Raw genomic sequence first — 19,490 nt, 5'->3', positions numbered from 1 at the left:
ACCTACTCCTTACGCAACAGGCTTGCCAACCCCTTTTTCGTGGTCGTGGTTTTTACCGCTAACGCCGCCTGACTTATGATCTTCTGCTGTTGATGTTCCCATAATAGTAACATCTCCGCTGAATGTGGTTTGCGGACTATCAAACGTGATTTGTTGAGCGGTACAGTCGAGGGTTTCTGTTTCGATGGTAAATTTAGTGCAGGAGAGGATTGCTTCACCATTTTCGGTTAAGCGGAGTTGATGACCGTCTAAATGATACAACACCGAATCGCCCGCAATCAAGCCTGCTGGCCGCACACTTTTATCATCAACCACCACAGCAACTAAGTGAGACCGTTTGCCTCCTACTGACACCACAATGGCTTCACCGGCCTTTGGCACAGAGTAATGCCCATAATTTTGAAACCGCTCCACATCATCCGCAACTTCATCCGATTGCAAACGCAGTTGCAGATTTTGCCGTGCGTAAGCATCATTCACTACAGAGACCACCGCACGGCTGACTAACAGTTGCAACCCCCGCTTAAGCGGGGCAATCATTCGATTTAAAGCCTGCATAAATTTCCTTTAAATAACGTTTAAAGCCTAATCAACAAAGCCAGTAAACTCTGCGACATTGTCTTTATCGGATTTTTTCGCTTTTTTCGATTTAGCTTTTTTCTTACTAGATTTTTGGGATTTCTTACCGCTTGTAGAATCCACATCATCCAATGTTTCATCTGCTGGTTCATCAAAAGCATCACGGTGCATTAAGGTCATCACCGTTAGCATACCACCGTCATCTAGCGTATAAGTGCAATCAATAATTAAGCGTTCCACTTTGTTAATGCCAAATAGCGGAGCATCTAGCACAATTAAATCATTCGGCTGCCATAGCGTGCCATCGGGTTTAAACCAACCTCTCACCTGTGCCGTTGCTTTTGAACCTTCGGCATTACGGCGTTTACGTTCCCAATCTGCACGCTGATAACCGCTCGTCCCTGTCATATTATCATCAGCGATAATTACCATCGGGCGATAACGTGTTACCGTGCTATCAGCCACTTCAACTTTTAAACCACTTGCACTCATTTAATTCACAAACCCCTTAAATTCACTCACATTGTCTTTATCCGATTTGCTATTTTTTGCCGATTTCTTACCGCTTGCTGCTTTGTTTTTGGTTTTAGTATCGCCTTTTTCACCGCCTTGCTCGGCATCACCAATGACACGATAAAGCGAGAAGCACTGGTGCCAGCTATCATTTTGCTCCAGTTCCAATAAATTCACACCTAAGGTTAATTCACCCACGTGGGTAGTACTCGGTTCGGTAAACAACAGATTGCCATTCACATCACTTGTCACTAATACGCCCTTATGACGAGCAATTTTGCTAAGGTTATCAAATGCTGTCTCCCCTGGTTCTACTTGCCACACAGGGATACGCTCATTCGCTTCAGCAGTGGTTACATTCCATACCACGTTAATACCAAAGGGCTTACAGATAGCTTCAGCAATCTGTTTTGCTGTTTGATTCTTAAATTGGTAACTATTGTGGATAATCGAACAGTCCACTAAATCACAAGTCTTATCTCGCCCACTGATCATAATCTGCTTACTGCTGCCAGAAATACTCTGTTTGAGTTCATCCAAGTAGCCTGTAATCACCGTTTGCCCGCCGAGTTTTAGCACCAATGATGCCCCCGCTGCTAATACGCTAACATCATCTTCAGGGCGTAGCGCAATACCCAAATCAAAACGCCCACTCATTGATTCTAGCGAGCGTTGTACATTAATACTTTTCCAGCCTGAAAAGATTTTACCGTTTAAATACAGCTCAATTTTCGTCTCTGTCATTGTAAAACCTCAATCGTTGAACCACCCAAGCAAAAGAGCGGGTGTGAAATGCCATTTCGTAAAGACAAACGCTTCCACGTGGTTGCATCGCCTGTGTATTGATATTCCAGCAATACGGCTGGGAATGTATCGTTGAGCGTGATTTCAAGGGCATTTGCCAAGCGCTCGCCACGGTTTTGTAAGTCTTTCATCAAGGTTAGGCGGAAATCTTCTAACGCCGTATAGCTTTCCCATTGTTCCGCATCGGCATTATCTAAAATCACGGTTTCCAACTGCTCATCTACCTCTGTGATATAACGTTGCACATCAGCCTTTGATTCAATCAAGCCTGCGGTAGTGCTTTCCGTTACAGTTTTCTGAGCGACCGATTCTGTTACCGCATCCGAAATCGCCTTGCCATATTCCACGGCAAGAGTAGAAAGCACCAAGCGTTTCAGCAAGAACGTGGTTTTATTCATCAACGCATCAAAGATTTCTTGCTCGTGTAAGTTGCTAAACTGACGACTTAAAATATCTGACTCACTCATATTGTTGGTTTTTGCGGTTACCATTTCATCTAGCGTACCTTTAGCGATCTCTGTCTTACTTGATGTCAGATCGCTCAATGCAGAGGAAATCGAATCAGTAATCACAATATGCTGCACAAATTGACGTTGCGAAGCCACCGCACTTTGCACATTTAGCTTGGTTAAATCTTGCAATTCTTGTGCTAATACTTTTGGCGTAAGCAGTAAACTGCTTAAACGGTTCTTAATGGATAACGCCTTATCTTTCATTGCGGTTAGCCCACTCACCGTGTTTGCCACACCTTCAAAGACGTTTTCGATAAAGTCCATTGTCGTATCAGCCAAACGGAAAATCGGGTTATCCACCATCGACTCAATAAAGCCTGAAACATCTTCCACCATATCTGCAAACTCTTCCGCTAGGCTGTCCAACGTCTCTTTATATTCCGTTAGCACCGAATAGGCTGTATCTTCCGCAATTTCGGGGGCGTTATTCTCTTGTGCGGGTAAAAAAGTAATATCAAAACGAGTTACTCGCTGATGTGCTGTAGAATGACGAGCTCGGTAATCATCCACCCGCACTTCAAGCGTGCCGAAATATGGATGTTTAAGAGTGCCAGAACCATCGGCTTCAAGTGCATCAACTAATGCTTCGGCTTGTGCAATATGGTCATCACCAATCACTAAACAACTGACAGAGTAATTACGCATACGCTTGCCTAAATCTTCCGTCAATCCGTCATTTCGCAACGGATATTCGTGGGTAACTATGCGTCGTCCGCCATTCTGCCCTTGCTCATCCTCAATTAAAAAGGGGACGCCTCGAAAGCTCCCTTTACCGGTTATCTTGCTCATCTACCACATCCCCACGCCCGGGCCAAGAGTGCCCATTTGTACGGCGATATTCATATTGTCCTGTTTCTGATTCGTCTGCACTTTGCTTGCCGTGGCCGTTGCAATTAAATGCTCCGAGGCTTTCACTGCCACTTGAATTGTGCCGTTAAGCTCATTTTTAATCGGCTCCGGATTAGAGAGATATTCGCCCACTTCCGAGCCTAACCACTCACCAAGCCAGCTTCCTACATAAGACCCAACTGCAGCCCCTACCACCGGAATTGGGATAAGTGCTTGTCCGACAATCGCCCCAGCCGTTGCACCGGCAATAGAGCCAATCGCTTCTGATTTGTCTTGTGTACTGGACTGATTATCCATGAGTACCATCGCACCTTCTACAGCCGTTGCTGCCACATTGAGATACGGCACGGCACGAGCAGCAGTACGGCTAACCGCAGCTGTTGCGGTATGTGCAGTAGTACTGATTGCCTGACTTGCAGATTTCACAGATGTTGAGACCGCTTGTGTAATCCCTTTATTCACCGTTGCCTGAGTCGCATTGGCAGCCACAGTCGTTGCTACCGCAACACCCGGCAATGCTTTCGGCGTTTTAGGTAGTTTTTTATTCGCTTTTTTATTTGGCTCCTGTCCGATGTGCCCACCACCCAAGCCGTTTGCCACCATTGGCATATTGGTGACATAGACAGGCGTCACACCGGCAACACCACCTAATAAGCCTACGGTCTCCATTGCAGCCCCAGCACCACCTTTAGGGTTGCTGCGGAATTTACTGCCGACCCATTTAGTCGCTCCCCAGCCTAATTTTGCTGTCGTTTTGGTAACGTCTAAATTCGCAATTTTATTGGCTACATAAAAGCCCCCAACAAACTTAGCGATATTGCCGTAACCACCGGCTTTTTCGGAGACCCATTCCATCACTGAGCCAATCTTTTCCAAAGTTGGCTGTACAGCAGTTGCCGTCTCTTTTAACTCTTGCAGGGCTTCCGTTAAAGTTTCGCTGACTGTTTTCGCAAATTCATCCAGCGTACCGTCATCAATCTTGCTGTTTAGCCATTCCAAGAAACTCCCTAGCTCAGCTTTTAGACTATCAAAAGCACCGTGCTCCATAAACTGAGCTTGCATCGAGACCCAAGTATCTTCAAGGTTTGAGACCAAGCCGTCCCAAGTTTTCATCTGTTCTTTGGCTGCACCTTTGGCGTTTTTACCCATCTGCTTCCAAAGTGCATCTAGGGCTGCACCTTGCATTTTCCCCTCTTGGATCATTTTCATAATCTGCTTTTCAGTGTACTTGCCACCTGTCGCTTCAGCCAGCATTTTGAGTACGGGGACATTACGTTCAAGAAGTGGCTGGATGTCTTCCCACGACATCTTGCCCTTGATTTTCATTTTGGCAAACGAGGAGATATATGCGTTCAGATTTTCCGTGCTTCCACCGACTTTGGCGTTCCAATCCACAAGAGCTTGCAGAGAGCCGTTCATTGGGTCAATACCGGCTGTCATCATCTGCATTGCAGCATCTTGCACATCACCGAATGCCATTGGCGTATCGGTTGCAAACTTTTTCAGCCACGCCATTGCCTCATCGCCACGCTTACCAAACGTCTGCTTCATTCGGATATTGGCCATCTCAAAATCGGCGGCAACACGGATCATCGACTTACTCACCATTGCAGCCCCGGCTCCGACACCAACACCGATGACCGGCAGTGCAACATTGCCAACATTATTGATTTTTTGTGAGAGCGAAGCTAAACCAGAGCCGACTTTTGTAATCGAACTGCTGAGCTTAGCCATATTAGATACGCCCTTATTTGCCATCGTAGATAACGAATTGCCAAACTTGGATGCTTGTGAGGAAACATTACCCGCTAAATTGACATAAAACGAAGTTGAATTATTTGCCATCTTCCCCTCCTGAATTTATGTACTTGATGTAGCGTGGCAAGTTTAAAATAGGTCTGGAAAGCAGCCACTCAGGGCTGCTCTGATAATGTTTAGCTAACAGCAGACAGGTCTTTTCCAGCTTCTCCACCTGCTGCATCCAATCGCCCCCGCTCGACCACCTGTTGGGCTTTGGTAGCCTCCCAAGTTTCAGCATAAACTGAAATAAGCTGTAAATCTTCCGAGGTCATCGACCGCAACATTTTCATCGAAATCGGCCCTTGAATTTTACCGATAGAGGCAATCTGACGGCGTAATAGCTCATAGCCAAAAAGTGCCGGTGATTTCACCAATACCGGCACACCGTCCGGCGACATTACCATTCGTTCTGCGGCCACTTCTGCATCTAGTAAATCACCTGTGGTTAATTCACGCAAAGTCACCACGGTTTGAGGTTCATCACCAAAGCGTAAACCTGTTTTTAACATCAGTTCCATTTTTACACCCGCTTACATTCAATTGCTGCCATTTTGACTTTAATTTTACCGTCTGCACTGAGTGTACCGGTCTCAACCGCCCACGCATTGGGTAAAAGATAGGTCTGGCCGACATCTGTCTCAAATTCAACGGTGGCATTCGTCATATTTTTGAGCTCCATCACATCGGTCTCTTCACAGTTAAATACCGTCACATCTACAGTGGCTTCCTTTGGTTTCTCAGAGAAACCATACACCTGAGAGCCTTTCACAGTTTCACGTTCTTTGCCACCGACATCCAGCGAACCATCGTTATCTGTTGGGTACTCCTTGCCATTAAAACGGATAGTTGCCGTTCCTTGGAATTTTGTTGCCATTGTTTGCTCCTATAAAACAAATTGAATTGCATGGGCGTAAATGCGGAACTGATTGACTAAGTTCTCGTTAGATAACACATTTACACGGCATGGATTGTTTGCATCGCGTTCAACCAGCAATGTTTGCTTAAACTGCTCGAAATCTTCGACCAAGCCTGCGGATTCAAGCTCAGTGAACAGTGCCAACAGTTCGTTGCGGATGATTTTCGGAGTGACAATCGCTTGTCCAGGTCCGATACGTGTGCCGTCATTTGCCAACTTGTGGCGCGGGTATTTTTGCGTAATGCGAGAACGGATGGCGTAGCGGATATAGCTGAGTGTGCCAATCGTCTCTACGTAGAGATAACTCTCATCGTTATCACCAAACGCATTTTTACGATACATCGTAATCGCCGCCTCAACTTGTGGCTGATTGTTGGCATTGACGATGTAAGTGCTGTTGCCGCTATACAGCAAGGTGTTGCGCTCCGGTAAGTCCCAACGGTCACTCATTGCCGGTGGCAATAAATCCATGGTTAATGTCTGCACAGGGCGAGCAGGGTCAATAGATAGCGAGCCAGCGACCACCGCCGCATAAGCAGATGCCCAAATATAGGCCGGCTGTGGTGCGTTATTGGTTGCTAACACACTAAATAGATAATCGTTGCGCTGTTCGGCAAAAGTAGTCGCTTCGGCATGCGTACCACGTTTGGCCATAAAGCAGATACCATCGATCTGTTTCATCGGCCCCCAGCGAGTCACCAATTCCGTGCGTAATAGATTAAGGCTTTCGGTATCTGTAAACGGGTTGATCAGATAATTCCACCATTCTGAGCCAAAGCCGGTAATGGCCTCTGCCATATTTGGATTGACTGACCCGCTTTGCATCGGCGTAATGTTTACCGAGATGCCAGCAGGCAACACTTCGCCGCTGTAATAGTTACAACGTACATCAATCTCATTACCTGTCTCGCCGTTAAAGCGACAAGTGAGTGTAATTGACTCACCAGAGACAGTTGCCGTCACTGGAACATCTTGGTCTGCAGCAATCAATTTTTGCAGTTTAGTTGCAAGGGTTGCCGCAGTATCGCCACTGGATACCGCTTGTTTGTAGTTTGTGCCGGCAATCATTACACTTAACGTACCGGCTTGTGTTGCTGTACCGGATAAAGTCAGAGTGCCTGTCGCTTTTGCACCACTTCCCGCTTCGTCTAGCGGTAAGCACCACAAATCCAACATATTGTTATGCGCCTTAAAGGACTTGACCATTTCAGCTAATTGCGAGCCACGTCCGAATAAGGTTTTAGCCTGTGAGTAAGCGGTAACACGCACTGCTTGACCGGCTACTGCTGTACCGCTGGCTAATTTTGTGCCGAGCATCAGCACTTTGTGCAGGACTGACGGTGTGCCGCTTACTGCTTTGCTATTGTCAAACTCAATGTATGCCAATGGCACACGAATAGCTGATGGGATATTGTTAAAAGAAATCGCCATTATGCTTTCTCCGGTTTGGTTTTTCGTTCGGTGGGTTTAGCTTCAACTAATTCCACATCGCCATTTTTAAGGTGTTTCAACCAATAGCCACTTTTGGGCTTTTCTTCACCTTTTTCACTCAATGGTTCAAAGGTATTTGGATCACGGATAATCAATCCGGCTTTCGGTTTAATTTTAAAGGTTGGCATTGCTATCCCTCTTGGTTATCGGATTGAGTCGGTAAAATCAGATGCAAACGTGTTTTACCGTCAATCGTATTTGGGTCTGTATCTTGGTTAAACGTATGGTCGTACACTTTAAAATCAGCAAATGAGCTTGCATCAATGCTATCTGCCAGAGGTTGTACAGCATTAAAGTACATCGCATAAACAGCGACACCCATACCACTTTGCGTATCGCTCCACAGGTTTTGTACCGATTGAAGCTCAAACACACCGGAAGGGCTAATTTGCTGCTTGTGTAGCCCGGCAGTCAGCATTTCGACAATTTGGTAAATCCCCACGCTGTTTTGGCGTTGCCCGTTTAGCACCTCAGCAACTACAAACAGCCCCCAACGAGCCGTCACCGTTCGGGCATTAGCATTAGCCGTTTGCCCCAACCACGCCACATACACCGCAGGCGGGTTACGCACAATACGCCGCACGCTGCTGTCGTCCCATTGACCGGGGTGAGTATCGACTTCTTTGAGATAATCACCACAGAGCGTTTGGATTCTGCCAATCAAGGCATCGCTGGTTGCAGCAATAACACTCATTACACGAACCCCCACGACTGTTTTCTATCCCAGACAGAGCCGGCACTTTCAATCATTGCCGCATTGTCAGTTTCCACCGGTTCCTCCATATCGGACAAACCGAGTGAAATAGCGCCACTAGCGACTTTTTCCAAAAATCGGATGCTATCTTCGTAGTCCAAGCGGGCTTGGTCTGTGGCTCGGTTTTTCTCCAAGAAATAACGAGCAATGTAGCAACAATGGCGTTCTAACACGGCTGGCACTGTTTGCAATGGTAAGCGATAACGACCAGCCAAGTAGCTATCAATGGTTTGCGACGCATCTTCTAACGCTTCTTGCACCTTGGTTTCGTCTAAGGTGCGATCAGCATTTCGAGCAATGCTAAGTAACACATCAAGGGTATAGCGTTTAATAAGACTTGCTTGGCTGGCATATAACATTATTCACCTTCTTTTGACGTAGTAGATGACATAGCCGTTTCAAGTAATGCCACTAAATCTGATTTTTTCGCGTCTTTAGTAAAGGCAATATTAAGCTCATTGAGCTTTGTTTTTAATTGCTCAACGGTTAAATCGGTTGGAACCAAGCCACCGTCCACAAGGTGTTGGGTTTTGTCATCCGAATCGTCTTGAGATAACCCTTTTGATAAGTCATCAACCGGTTCCGTCGGCATCGGGTCTTGAGAGCCAAATACCAAACGTGGGTCGGCTTTGAATTGCTCAATTTGTGCCGCCGTGACATCCATAAGCAAGTTAGTGCCTTTTTGTAAAGCGAAACCAGCACGGCGATAACCATCTTGCACTTTGCTGTGAACCACAACTTGATAGCGTTGCTCTTTTTCCATTTCATTTTTCCCCCATTAAAACCTCTTTAAACACCATTTAAACGGCGGTCGAATTTGCAAAAAATAGCTCAAATCCGACCGCTTGCAATTAGAGATAATCTGCAACGATAAGCTCTAAACGCCCTTTAAATTCGTTGTCTACGGTTGCCCCGTTTTCAACACGGAATTCACGTTCAAGTAATTGCGTAGCTTCTTTTTCAAGAGATGGAGGCACAACAATATGTGTTGGTTTAATCCCTAAACGCTTATCGCCATCACCACGCACCGCACGCATTGCTGAAATGGCTTTCCAAAGGTTCTCCGTAGTCAATGCACCTTTCACGGCATGAGCCTGTTGCCAAAAGCCATATCCCACATTTGAACGACTATCTACACCGTAGGTAAACGTATTTTTCATAAATACTTTTTCATCGTTTAAATCAGTAATTTGTGCTGGAGTAGGTGCTTTACGCTCTTGGAAAATAATCGGTTTTAGACTGCGAGAGCAATCTAACAAATACCAAGCCTTATCTGCAGTAACACTGGTGCCATCATCAGTAATGTTGCTAACGGAGACAGGACTTGTTCCATCCACATTTGCACCAACAGGGTGATCGGTGTCAAAGAAATACTGCCCGTCATAACAAACCGTGGTAAAACCTGCTTTTAATGCACCAAACACTAATTCATCAGGTTTTTCTGCTGCGGCACGCCCAAGTTCTTCAATCAATGGGCTATAAACACCAACATTGTCATCTTCAATGTCAGTTTTCTTAATCTCTACACCACTTGCCCAATCTTTGTTTACAATCGAATAACCATGAGACTGAATAGCGGTTAAAGTACGATCACCAATCCATTCGGTTAAACCAGGCATTTGACCTAACCACGCATAAGTATTTGATGCGGTGGTAGATTTCACTAAAGTCGCAATCTTGCTATATTGTGAAGGTGCTTTTGCCAAACCTTCTTTAAAGTTTTTACCAAAGCCAACAAACAGGGCTTTGACGAGTTCAGGGGTTACATTTGCCATTATTTAGCCTCCAGTTCTTTTGCGTAATCGGCTTCGCTAATACCGAGCAATTTCGCAGCTTCTTTATCTGCTGCACTTAACACGGCTTCGCCTTGGGTTTCTTTCGTCACTTTCGTGGTTTGCGTTTGCATTGCGGATAAGGCAGCAATTTGTGGGCGTTTTTCTAGCATTGCGGATAACGCTACCGCACCTTGTTGTTTGCCAAAATCTTTTAAGTAATCCACTTCGGACTCAATCGCTCGCCCCTCTTGACGGGCTTTCGCAATCGCATTATCAATTTCTACTTCATCGGTTTTAGCGGAAAGTGCTGCAACCTGTAATACCATTGCATCATAAGTGGCTTTTGGCACATAAGCGGTTAAATCAACCTCTTTTGCTGCCGCACTCAGTGCTACAACTTGACTATCTGCGTGGGCTTTATCTGCTTGCAAGGCTTCCAACGCATCTAGGGCGGTTTTCGCTTGTTCTTCGGTAAGCTCTGCACCTTCGGCGATTTCCACACCGAGTTTTGCGAGTAATTTACGCAACTGTTCTGGCATTTGATTTTTCTCCTGCTGGTCTGTCATTGCCGAAAGCACCGCTAACCGTTGCATACCTGTAATACCAGGGTCATTGGTTAAAGCTGCCATTCGGATTTCTAATGGTTCGCCTTTTTCGTTGTAAGGAAAAACGGCAGAAAGGAAAGCAAACTCACCCTCTTTAATTTGCTGATAAGCCTTAGGAGTCCAACGTGGCTTAATGTATAAACCTTGACGTTCGTCATCATCAAACCACTGAATTTCCTCATCGCTAAACCAGCCAGCTGCAACCACATTTCCCTCATCAAGGCCTTTTTTGGCTTTAAGCAGAGTAGCGTGGTCATAATCAACTAAGATGTCTTGCTTGAGTGTTTTAGCTTGTTGAATTAAGCGGTTAGCAATGGTTTCATCAATAAACCAATGCGGCACATCGGTCGGACGACCATCTCTTGCCCGAAATTCACCTTTGGGCAAAAGTTGTTGCCAACCATCAGGGCTTGTAAGCTGTGCCGTTAATACGGCTAAAGGGCATTTATTTACTTTCATAGCCCTATAATGACAGGAAAAAAGAAAAGGTTAGTTTGCGGTGTTTCAAATGAAAAAAGCCTCCGATTTCTCGAAGGCTATAAAAAGAATAGAAATGTAATAACGGAATACCGTTTAAATGCCGTTTAAATCGCTCTACAAGCGTTTAAATTATTTTGACCGAAAAAGAATACCACAAGCAATAAAATTCGCTTAGCGTGCCTCTGTGATGTTTTTAGCTATTTTACATCAAGCCTGAGCGACTTTCGATAATTCACGATTTAAAATAGCCGTAATTTCTTCCACACCATCATTACCCAAACCAAGAAACGGACGAGCAGGCATTTTCTCTGTACCCATTTGGTGAAATTGCCCATAAGGTTCTGAAGCACCGATCACCGCAAAACTATCGCCATAATCAATGTTAAGGCTTTTTACCAAATCACCAGATATTTGTAAAATATTGCCAGTGTAACCTCTATTATGCCGATATTTTTTATAACGTTCATCCAATTTTGCCCACGCTTCACCCTCAGGTGTTTGCTCTTTGTCAAAAGCTGTTTCCGCTTCTTGCATTAAAACACCAGCAATCTTGCGAGTAATATCACGTCCTTCTACTGTTTCAGTGAGCTTTTTAAATTTGTTTTGGATAGCACGAGTATCAAATTTAAATTCTAAATGCATAATGATTTCCGCTTAAAATTTGACTTTGTTATTATATAGGCGTAAATTAATCACAACAGTAAGTGCTATGTGGCGAAATGGTAACGCAGCATTCCCATTAAAAATGGCATATGTATATCGTGGGTTCGACCCCCACCATAGCACTTAAAGTTTACCTTTAATCACAATGTAATTCCCACCTGAAACTTGTCTTTTTACATTATCCATATTGACTTTATAAGCATTGATTATCGCATCAACCTTTTCTTTTGGCTTAATTGGGTGGCTATTTGGTACATCAACGATTACTTGAATAGTACGTTCTTGGTTGATATAAATTAAATTATTATGCCCTTCTAACGTATCCCAAAGAACTAAACTAGGATTAGCAACTATTCGTGATAGCTCTGAGTATTCTTCAACACTTAAACCAACTCCACCTTGATGGTGCTTATTACTATTAGAGTGTTCTAATCGTTTTTCTGCCATTACTAACACCAATTCAGGTTTCAGCTTGTTTTGAGTAATTTCAGCTACTTTTTCCGAAATTTCTGTTGAAACAAATCCTGCTGAAATATATCTCCAACTCGCCCCACGTTTACCAAGATGGGTAAAGACCCACTCTGCAAAGGCTTTATGCCGTGCTTCGCTGTTGTTAATTGCCTGAATAGTCTGTTGCCGTAACTCCCGATTTTTCACTTGTTGCAACTTACGCAACACAGCCACATCAGTACCAAATGCTGCAGACCCCACGTTATAATTCCATCCTGCACCGACTTTCATTTCACCTTGGTCGGTTTTAATTTTACTCACAGTGGTACGGATTTCCTCTCCCGTATCTTTATTTATGCCTGCAATAGCAGTTTCTGAGCTAATTTTGCCAGCACTTTCTGACACACTTAATCCTTGCTTTTTAAGAGCAAACTCACTCAAGGCTCGCACTCGACAACGACATCCCCAATCATTCGGCGGATACATCGTCTGCTAAATCGGATCATCCGCACGATAAACTTTACCATGCAAAGCCAAATGGCTGGCACGAGTACGGCTATCTTTGACAGCAACATACTGCCAGTAAGGTTGCTCATCAACATTCGCCATTTGGGAGGCATAGCGAGCGGCGTGGTAAGCCGTCGATTTATTCGTGCGTAAAATGGTTTTTAAACGGCGTGGGCTACCTAACTGCACTATGTTGCCGTTTTCGTCCACGGTTTTTCCCCACCAACCTAACTCTTTTAACATAGGCTCAAGGTTTTTAATATAATCACGTTCTGGCACACCGTCTGCAATCGCTTTTTCCGTTGCCCAGCGCAGCGTGTCCAACACTTCCGCACGTGTAGCTTTTGCAACTGTAAACGCACGTGCGTGGGCTTCTGCTAATTGCTCGTGCCAATCCCAAGTAATATTCACGCCCTTTGCCTTTAAATAGTCCACGGCTAATTCAGGCTCAAGGCGTAATACATACCCCATATCAAGTTCGTTATTATCGTTTGGCATTGGCTCGTCCTAACAAATCACTCACAAAAATGGCACGAGTAAGGATTTTCTCCAACTCACTATCGTCCATATCGGTATAAAGGCTGGCTAATTTTTCTTGGGCAAATTCATAACCGCCTTCGGCTAACGCATTCACCACTGGTTTTAGCATTGGGTCAATAATGGCTTGATAAGCTTCCGCCGTCGGCTCAAGTTCTTCAAGTAAATCATCAGGATCACGTTGCACAGATAATACAGCCATTTTACGCCCTGGCTTTGCGTTTAAGTAAGCGGTCGAATTCGGCAGATTTTTTGCAAGTACTTCTTCGTTCTCAGCAGCAATTGGCACTTGTAGTTTATCGTGTGCCCATTGCTTCGGAATCTTAAAGCCAATATCAACAAGCTTGTTTAGCCCGTCGGCGAAAGCGTTTAAATCTTCGCTTTCGGCAATATCAAATTCTAAGCGTGGAATACGGCGCGCATCGTTAAAGGACTTACAGTTCAACGCATAGAGCGGATACAAAATATCACGTGTCAGCGTCGCAGCAAGGCGTTTTAAGTCTGCATTACGCACTTCTAAACGCACATCATTATGCACATTGCCTAAAGCGTTAGTTGAAGTTGCGCCGTCAGCTTGGCTGGTTAGCGTACCACCTAAAATGGTTTTGCTCATCGACTTCTCAGCCCACTCAATCATCGCCATAAAAGTCGCTTCTGAGCCGTCTGCCGCTTTTTCGAATTCAATTTCCATTCCACGCGGAATAATACCGCCAGCATTATGTCCGATTGACATCACCGCACGCAGTAACGTTTGTTTCTCTTTCTCGCCAGACCCTTCGGGGTATTTCCCCAAACGCAACGGCAAGCCATAGATTTCTAAAAACTCAGCGAAATCACGTAATGAATAGTTCTTGAAAAGGAACGGCCATACCAACGTACGCACTAAGCCGATACGGCTTAAATAGCCTGTTTTAGCTTTAGCGATATGCTTCACCCAACCAAACTGTTGCAACTCGACACCGTAAGCGGAACCATCACGCAAGCGGAGAGTGTTACGTTCAAATTGTGGGGTCATAAACCACGCTGGGTCACGCCAATGCACATTTTTAATCAGTTTCAACCCACCCACGTTTTCCCATTCGATTTCTTGACAAGAGAAACCTTTGAGAATGGCATCTGTAGCATCGAAAATACAATCGTCAAACCACACGGCATCACGCAAGATTTCTTCAATCAGTTCCGCATCACGCTGTTCTTCAGGGGTAGCGTTCGCAGGTGGCACAATTTGCCAATCTACGTTTAAGATCGCCCCACGGCGTTTACCCAGTTCTGACTGCAAGTGTGCATCTTTCTCTTCCATATCCTCAGCGAGTTCAGCTTGCGCCACTAAATCGCCTTGTTCTGCTGAACGCAAAATACGAGCCGCTTTTGATGGCGTAAGCCCACTTGCGGGGTGATCGCTGTAATGATATTGAAGAGAAGCTACACGGCTTTCATTTTCAGTCTGCAAACTTTCTTCAAAACGAAATGGTTTACCGTGAATATCTAAAATTGTGCTGGTTTTCATTGTTTAATAATCCCATTCTGAGCGGAAAATGCTGTCATTATCCGAATCTGAATCTGTGTGTTTCGCAGGTAACGGAATAAAGTCAATTTCACCGCCTGTCATATAACTGGCACGTACCGCCATACAATATGCTACGGCTGAGTCGCCATGTCGTTTGCCCGATTTGTCTTTTGAGCGTGATTTATCAATTTTCGGCACACCGTTGATGACTTGAATATGCCCGTGGTCGAGAATAATCTCTTCATCTCTCGGAATCTCAATATAGCCCGATTCATACAATGCTTTGTATTTCGGCATCCATTCTCGATACCAGTTATCTGAGAGATTAACGCAATCAATCATCATCGCCCCATAGCGAATCAATGCCGCTTCAGCGAGATAGCCACCGTTACCGGTGGCATCGAATGCAGCACCAATTAGCCGTGGTGTGTTTTGCAACATAAACAGCATAATTTGCTTCTGTTGATTGTATGGGCAATTCTTAATTTCAAGCGTGATGTCGATATGCCGAGCCGTATCAGGTTGCACCGCACAAACGGCATACACACTCAAGTCAGCCGAGCGGGCAAAGTCCACACCGAAGCTATGACGGTGTTCAGTATTTAATGCTTGCAAGTGCGGTAAGAGTTGCGTTAAGCAAAATTCTGCCGTGGTGACTTCACGCTCTTCTTCCGTCCAGTCCATAAATTTTGCATCACACTCAAACCGCAGTTTCACCTTGCCTTCAACCGCCGCTCGCTCAATTAATGGACGAGGAATATATGCACCCGAGCTTGCTTTCGGTACGCAGTAGTATTCTTCCAGCGCGTCTTCTTCCGAAGCGGTATTTTTAAGCAAATCTGCTTTCCATTTATCTTCTTTTTCTTGTGACCACTCTTGTTTAGTTACTTGGCAAATTCGTTTATAGAGACCATCCGCACAAGCATCATCAATCGTAATCGTATGGACAGAATAGTCTTTTCTACCAGCTCGGCTATCAAGAATAAGTTGATTAAATAAATTATAGACCCCGTTATGTGTTGAGATAATTCTGACTTTTGAGCCCCACATAGTTAAAGCAAGAGCCGCTTTAATCAAAGCGGCTAAATCATCATGGAATGCTGCTTCATCAATTACCACAACCCCCTGCATACCACGTAAATTTGATGGGCGACTAGATAATGCTTTAATTTTAAAACCCGATGCAAAATGGATCACAAAAGTGAGAATATCTTTACCTTCTTTCTCGTCAGTTAAAACTTCTTCTTGTGTATCACTTGCAGCATAATTAAATGCTTTTGACCACATTGCAGCCGCATCAATGTATTCTCGCGCCATTTCTTTATTTGAGCCCACATAAAAAACATTATCGCCCCCATCTCTACGCATTGTACTAGAGACTAAAGCATTGTCAGCGGCTTCAGCCCACGTTAATCCACATCGCCGAGTTTTCTCAGCTATTTTTAGCGGACTATCATCCGCAATCCATTTTTTTTGATAAAAAAGTAATAATTCTTTCGGATCAAATAAATGAAGATTATCTAAAAAATCTTGGCATTCTTTCGATAATTCATTTAAAGGGCGTTCATTCATTAATGTCATAATGCAATGCCTAAAATTTGTTCCTTGATCGTTTTGACTGTTTCTGCCGATAACCCAGCTTGTACCACAACTTTCTCAGCTGTTTCGGCCGCCTGCTGGGCAACTTCTTTACGGACTTTGCGTTCGCGTTCTTCAGATATGCTTTGAGCTTGCTCAATACGATTCGCAATCAAGGCAAGCTGATTCAAAAATCTAGGGTCGCTCGCTACTTTTTCATCGGCAGTAATTGTTAAATCAAATGCCATGGTTTTAACAGCTTCCATTAGTAGCTTACCAATATCTGACTGCGGTGCTTCGCCGAGTTGCTTTGTCCATACTTCAGCGACTTCACGTGCTTGACGAATTTTTGCCCCCATTGTTTCCATACGGGAAGCGTAGCGGTTTAGTCCAGTTTTGCTTAGTTGCATTTCATCTGGTAAACCACAATCAATAATCAGATTATTGATTTCTTCTAATATTTCAGCCTGTGAGAATTGTTTGTCTCGTAGCATTGCTGCTAACTGTGTTTTGATGTTTGGGGGTAGCAAATCAACTTTGCTGGCACGTCCACGTGTTGTCTTATTGCTCATTTAAACGCTCCTTAAATTTTGTTTAAAAGTCGTTTAAATTTTTGGACGTGGGCGTTTTACACCGTCCACAAAAGCACGTCCCTGTGACACATCTAAACCACGTTGAGTAATGGTTGCGACCATATAGCCATCTTGTAAACGTTGCACTTTCACCAGACCTTGTTCTTCCAGCCAGTTCAAATGATTACGCACTAAATCACGACTAATGTCATGACCGTACAAGTCTAAGCAATCGCTAATAATTGATTCGTTTGCGTCATAACCTGCGTCTGCAAGAGAGCGCAAAATAACTAAACGTTGGTCTTGCGTTAATAAATCTTTCAACATTCTTACTATTCCTTTAATTTAGCCTCTAGTAAAAGTCCAAGCTGATGACTGACTGCATCCATCTGACGGCTTGTTGCTTTTGTGTCGCCCTTAACGTCTGTCACCAATGTTTTTAATCGTTCAACATCAACCGCCGTCGGCAGATTCTCAACTTTTGTTTCAAGCGTTGCCAAACGGCTATCGTGGCTGCGAGCAATATCGGCAAGTTGATTTAGGTCATTCTTTTTCGCATATTTGCTGTCAAGTTTGAGCCAAAAACCACCCGCAATAATTGCTACACCAGCAGAAATCACACCAAAATTGGCACGCACAAATTCAAATAAATCATTCATCATCGTCCTGCCTCCCAGTCTTCTTGGCAACTAATACAACGGTGAGCGGTAGGTTCTGCTCGTAAACGAGCCTCGGGAATCGGTAAACCGCATTCGCTACATTGACGCCCGGCTTGTGCGATAGCGTCAATTTCGTCATCTGATAACTCTGTCTCTAAATGCGGTGCGAGTTGCATTTCTAAAATCTGTTCTTCACGTTCAGAAATGCGATCTAATAAATCTGGCATTACTCATCCTTTTGTTCTGCGTCTTTACAGATTTCGCGATAGGTGGTGTTATGCACTAAAATTTGTGCTAACGTTTCGGTGGTATCTTTACGGCTTGCTTTAATAATTGAAAAGCCTGCACAAGACGTATTAGTCACGTAAGTCACCGTCGGTGTGCAAGCGGTCAATAACCCCATCACGGCTAGTGCTACTAATGTTTTCTTCATTTTGCTTTCTCACTTCAAAATTCTTTACTTTGGTTTCAGCTACCGCTTTAGCAGCTTTTAACTGTTCATTTTTCTGCAATAGCGCTTGATTTTTCTTTTTTTCTCTGCTGACTTGTACGCTTTTAAATACGCCCCAGCCTCCAAGTAACGCCACTGCAGATACAATAGCGGCAAGTTGAGTTGTAAACATTATTCTTCCTCCGTCGTGCGAGAGCGTTTAAATGCGCTCACTGCGCCTTTCGTTGCGGCTGTGCCAACACATGCAAATAAAAACGTGCTAAACAGCTCGGGAACATAAGGCTTATCCATATATACGCAATAAATCATGATGATCAGGCTTGCTAAAAAGCCGAAAAATTGGATTGTTGCAGTCGTTGATAAGCGACCATCTCCGTTTGAAATCAAATCTTTCATGCTGTTTTAATCCTTATATAAGTGTTCTAAATTCACGACTTGCTCAGAATCAAGCCAAGACCATACGTCAAAACACGGGCAGTCTTTTAGCCATTCGTTTTTAGTGATCTTGCCATCATTATTTAAGTCTGGAGATAAGTCACGATGACCATAGATTTTTGCTTTTGGATGCTTGGCTTCTAGTTCACGTAACAGCTTATGTAATGATTGCCACTGTGCTTCAGTGTATTCAGCGTGATTTTTACCACTTGCACTAATGCCACCGATTAAACAGATACCAACAGAATTGCTGTTATGACCTTTTACGTGAGCGCCGATTTCGCCGACTTGACGACCTGTTTCTACTGTGCCATCAATATCAATAATGAAGTGGTAGCCAATGTGTTTGAGATGAGCATTAAAATTTTTTACCGCAGTAGCTGAACGTTTATAGCCACGCTCTTTGTGCCATTTATCGATGACTTGAGCTGATGATTTATCTGTTGTTTTGAGAGACTTGCCATTGCGAGTTGCAGAGCAATGGATAACGATTTTGAGGATTGGTAGGGACATAAAAAAACTCCAACTGTCAATTTTTGGTTGATAGTTGGAGTTTAATCGGTTGTAAGATTATGTCGGTTTGCGACACATCAGTTTAAAGTTAGAATAAATCCATTTGATGTCGCTTCCGTTGCAGCGCGCGTTGTTGGCGTAAAATCGCATAAATTGTTGTTTGAGACAACCGGTATTTTCTAATCAGTTCCGGAATATTTTTACCGTCGAACTCTTGATAAACTTGTGCGTCTCGTAATGCTTCTTTGATTTTATCACCTGCCGGCAGATAAAACGACTTGCCGCCGAAGTAATGTGCTATTACACCGGCAAGTTTGCAAGCGGTCAATTTTGCATTATCTTCTGCAAATTTTTGGCGAATAAGTTCTGCTTGCATCACATCAATCACTTCAACTAACAACTGCGGCCAGCGATTCTGTACCTCACTTTCGGGGATATTATCTAAATTATCAAATAACGCCCCGATTTCCGCATGCTCTTCATCAAAAAGTTCTGCTTGTTCTTTTTGCATAAAAAAACGCCTCAAAATTCATCAACTCA

General features: G+C 44.1%; 26 protein-coding genes, 1 tRNA gene and 1 pseudogene. 1 reads left to right on the top strand and 27 read right to left on the bottom strand.

The window, feature by feature from the left end:
* Positions 1-9: 9 nt before the first annotated feature.
* The 15 genes from F8M47_RS04430 to F8M47_RS04360 all read right to left on the bottom strand — a co-directional run bounded on the left by F8M47_RS04430 (position 10) and on the right by F8M47_RS04360 (position 11,720).
* On the bottom strand, positions 10-558 hold the full coding sequence (locus tag F8M47_RS04430; protein WP_150538977.1) for a phage baseplate assembly protein V: 549 nt from the start codon (positions 556-558) through the stop codon (positions 10-12).
* Between the two features lie 27 nt (positions 559-585).
* The gene (locus F8M47_RS04425; RefSeq protein ID WP_150538976.1) at positions 586-1,071 is read right to left on the bottom strand and encodes a phage baseplate assembly protein; all 486 of its coding nucleotides are present in this window, start codon (positions 1,069-1,071) and stop codon (positions 586-588) included.
* Complete coding sequence (locus tag F8M47_RS04420) at positions 1,072-1,836, bottom strand: phage baseplate assembly protein (protein WP_150538975.1); 765 nt, start codon at positions 1,834-1,836, stop codon at positions 1,072-1,074.
* A complete protein-coding gene (locus F8M47_RS04415; protein ID WP_150538974.1) occupies positions 1,833-3,197 on the bottom strand; it encodes a DNA circularization protein in 1,365 nt (454 codons plus the stop codon). The genes F8M47_RS04420 and F8M47_RS04415 overlap by 4 nt, the downstream gene beginning before the upstream one ends.
* The gene (locus F8M47_RS04410; RefSeq protein WP_150538973.1) at positions 3,198-5,102 is read right to left on the bottom strand and encodes a tape measure protein; all 1,905 of its coding nucleotides are present in this window, start codon (positions 5,100-5,102) and stop codon (positions 3,198-3,200) included. It abuts the gene before it with no gap.
* 89 nt (positions 5,103-5,191) lie between these two features.
* A complete protein-coding gene (locus F8M47_RS04405; RefSeq protein ID WP_150538972.1) occupies positions 5,192-5,575 on the bottom strand; it encodes a phage tail assembly protein in 384 nt (127 codons plus the stop codon).
* Positions 5,576-5,577: 2 nt separating this feature from the next.
* On the bottom strand, positions 5,578-5,931 hold the full coding sequence (locus F8M47_RS04400) for a phage tail tube protein (protein ID WP_150538971.1): 354 nt from the start codon (positions 5,929-5,931) through the stop codon (positions 5,578-5,580).
* Between the two features lie 9 nt (positions 5,932-5,940).
* Positions 5,941-7,404: a phage tail sheath subtilisin-like domain-containing protein gene (locus F8M47_RS04395; RefSeq protein WP_150538970.1), complete on the bottom strand. Its 1,464-nt coding sequence runs from the start codon at positions 7,402-7,404 to the stop codon at positions 5,941-5,943.
* Positions 7,404-7,592, bottom strand: coding sequence for a DUF2635 domain-containing protein (locus tag F8M47_RS04390; protein WP_125134695.1), 189 nt, complete (start codon positions 7,590-7,592; stop codon positions 7,404-7,406). The genes F8M47_RS04395 and F8M47_RS04390 overlap by 1 nt, the downstream gene beginning before the upstream one ends.
* A gap of 2 nt (positions 7,593-7,594) precedes the next feature.
* Positions 7,595-8,158: a DUF1834 family protein gene (locus F8M47_RS04385; protein WP_150538969.1), complete on the bottom strand. Its 564-nt coding sequence runs from the start codon at positions 8,156-8,158 to the stop codon at positions 7,595-7,597.
* On the bottom strand, positions 8,158-8,577 hold the full coding sequence (locus F8M47_RS04380; protein ID WP_167509597.1) for a gp436 family protein: 420 nt from the start codon (positions 8,575-8,577) through the stop codon (positions 8,158-8,160). The genes F8M47_RS04385 and F8M47_RS04380 overlap by 1 nt, the downstream gene beginning before the upstream one ends.
* Positions 8,577-8,981 (bottom strand): HI1506-related protein, encoded by a 405-nt coding sequence (locus tag F8M47_RS04375; protein ID WP_150538967.1) that lies wholly within the window; start codon positions 8,979-8,981, stop codon positions 8,577-8,579. Before F8M47_RS04375 ends, F8M47_RS04380 begins: the two co-directional genes overlap by 1 nt.
* 88 nt (positions 8,982-9,069) lie before the next feature.
* Positions 9,070-9,993 carry a Mu-like prophage major head subunit gpT family protein gene (locus tag F8M47_RS04370; RefSeq protein ID WP_150538966.1) on the bottom strand — a complete coding sequence of 308 codons (924 nt, stop codon included), beginning with the start codon at positions 9,991-9,993 and terminating at the stop codon, positions 9,070-9,072.
* On the bottom strand, positions 9,993-11,057 hold the full coding sequence (locus tag F8M47_RS04365; protein WP_150538965.1) for a phage protease: 1,065 nt from the start codon (positions 11,055-11,057) through the stop codon (positions 9,993-9,995). The genes F8M47_RS04370 and F8M47_RS04365 overlap by 1 nt, the downstream gene beginning before the upstream one ends.
* A 228-nt stretch (positions 11,058-11,285) precedes the next feature.
* Entirely contained in the window at positions 11,286-11,720 is a 435-nt protein-coding gene (locus tag F8M47_RS04360; protein WP_005752491.1) for a phage virion morphogenesis protein, read from the bottom strand.
* Between the two features lie 63 nt (positions 11,721-11,783).
* Between F8M47_RS04360 and F8M47_RS04355 the strand changes: the two genes are divergently transcribed.
* Positions 11,784-11,864 (top strand) — tRNA-OTHER (locus tag F8M47_RS04355).
* Here F8M47_RS04355 and F8M47_RS04350 read toward each other — a convergent pair.
* The 12 genes and pseudogenes from F8M47_RS04350 to F8M47_RS04295 all read right to left on the bottom strand — a co-directional run bounded on the left by F8M47_RS04350 (position 11,865) and on the right by F8M47_RS04295 (position 19,461).
* A pseudogene (locus F8M47_RS04350) lies at positions 11,865-13,196 on the bottom strand (phage head morphogenesis protein).
* Complete coding sequence (locus tag F8M47_RS04345; RefSeq protein WP_150538964.1) at positions 13,183-14,742, bottom strand: DUF935 domain-containing protein; 1,560 nt, start codon at positions 14,740-14,742, stop codon at positions 13,183-13,185. The pseudogene F8M47_RS04350 and the gene F8M47_RS04345 overlap by 14 nt, the downstream one beginning before the upstream one ends.
* A 3-nt stretch (positions 14,743-14,745) precedes the next feature.
* A complete protein-coding gene (locus F8M47_RS04340) occupies positions 14,746-16,323 on the bottom strand; it encodes a terminase large subunit domain-containing protein (RefSeq protein WP_150538963.1) in 1,578 nt (525 codons plus the stop codon).
* Positions 16,320-16,892 (bottom strand): DUF3486 family protein, encoded by a 573-nt coding sequence (locus tag F8M47_RS04335; RefSeq protein WP_150538962.1) that lies wholly within the window; start codon positions 16,890-16,892, stop codon positions 16,320-16,322. The genes F8M47_RS04340 and F8M47_RS04335 overlap by 4 nt, the downstream gene beginning before the upstream one ends.
* 33 nt (positions 16,893-16,925) lie before the next feature.
* Entirely contained in the window at positions 16,926-17,219 is a 294-nt protein-coding gene (locus tag F8M47_RS04330; protein WP_018652011.1) for a VpaChn25_0724 family phage protein, read from the bottom strand.
* A gap of 5 nt (positions 17,220-17,224) precedes the next feature.
* Positions 17,225-17,554: a DUF2730 domain-containing protein gene (locus F8M47_RS04325; RefSeq protein WP_233432353.1), complete on the bottom strand. Its 330-nt coding sequence runs from the start codon at positions 17,552-17,554 to the stop codon at positions 17,225-17,227.
* Positions 17,551-17,778, bottom strand: a complete 228-nt coding sequence (locus F8M47_RS04320) for a TraR/DksA family transcriptional regulator (protein WP_117374148.1) — start codon at positions 17,776-17,778, stop codon at positions 17,551-17,553. Before F8M47_RS04320 ends, F8M47_RS04325 begins: the two co-directional genes overlap by 4 nt.
* Positions 17,778-17,915, bottom strand: coding sequence for a hypothetical protein (locus F8M47_RS04315; protein WP_205470244.1), 138 nt, complete (start codon positions 17,913-17,915; stop codon positions 17,778-17,780). Before F8M47_RS04315 ends, F8M47_RS04320 begins: the two co-directional genes overlap by 1 nt.
* Positions 17,908-18,174: a DUF2681 domain-containing protein gene (locus tag F8M47_RS04310; RefSeq protein WP_018652007.1), complete on the bottom strand. Its 267-nt coding sequence runs from the start codon at positions 18,172-18,174 to the stop codon at positions 17,908-17,910. Before F8M47_RS04310 ends, F8M47_RS04315 begins: the two co-directional genes overlap by 8 nt.
* Positions 18,174-18,398 (bottom strand): DUF2644 domain-containing protein, encoded by a 225-nt coding sequence (locus F8M47_RS04305; RefSeq protein ID WP_117374146.1) that lies wholly within the window; start codon positions 18,396-18,398, stop codon positions 18,174-18,176. The genes F8M47_RS04310 and F8M47_RS04305 overlap by 1 nt, the downstream gene beginning before the upstream one ends.
* A gap of 6 nt (positions 18,399-18,404) precedes the next feature.
* Positions 18,405-18,950 carry an N-acetylmuramoyl-L-alanine amidase gene (locus F8M47_RS04300; RefSeq protein ID WP_117374145.1) on the bottom strand — a complete coding sequence of 182 codons (546 nt, stop codon included), beginning with the start codon at positions 18,948-18,950 and terminating at the stop codon, positions 18,405-18,407.
* A gap of 88 nt (positions 18,951-19,038) precedes the next feature.
* Entirely contained in the window at positions 19,039-19,461 is a 423-nt protein-coding gene (locus F8M47_RS04295; protein ID WP_117374144.1) for a Mor transcription activator family protein, read from the bottom strand.
* Positions 19,462-19,490: the final 29 nt, after the last annotated feature.

Source organism: Actinobacillus vicugnae, from assembly GCF_901687125.1.
Taxonomy (GTDB): Bacteria; Pseudomonadota; Gammaproteobacteria; order Enterobacterales; family Pasteurellaceae; genus Actinobacillus; species Actinobacillus vicugnae.
The sequence above is the reverse complement of the archived record's forward strand: the minus strand, read 5'-3'. Positions and strand labels throughout refer to the sequence as shown.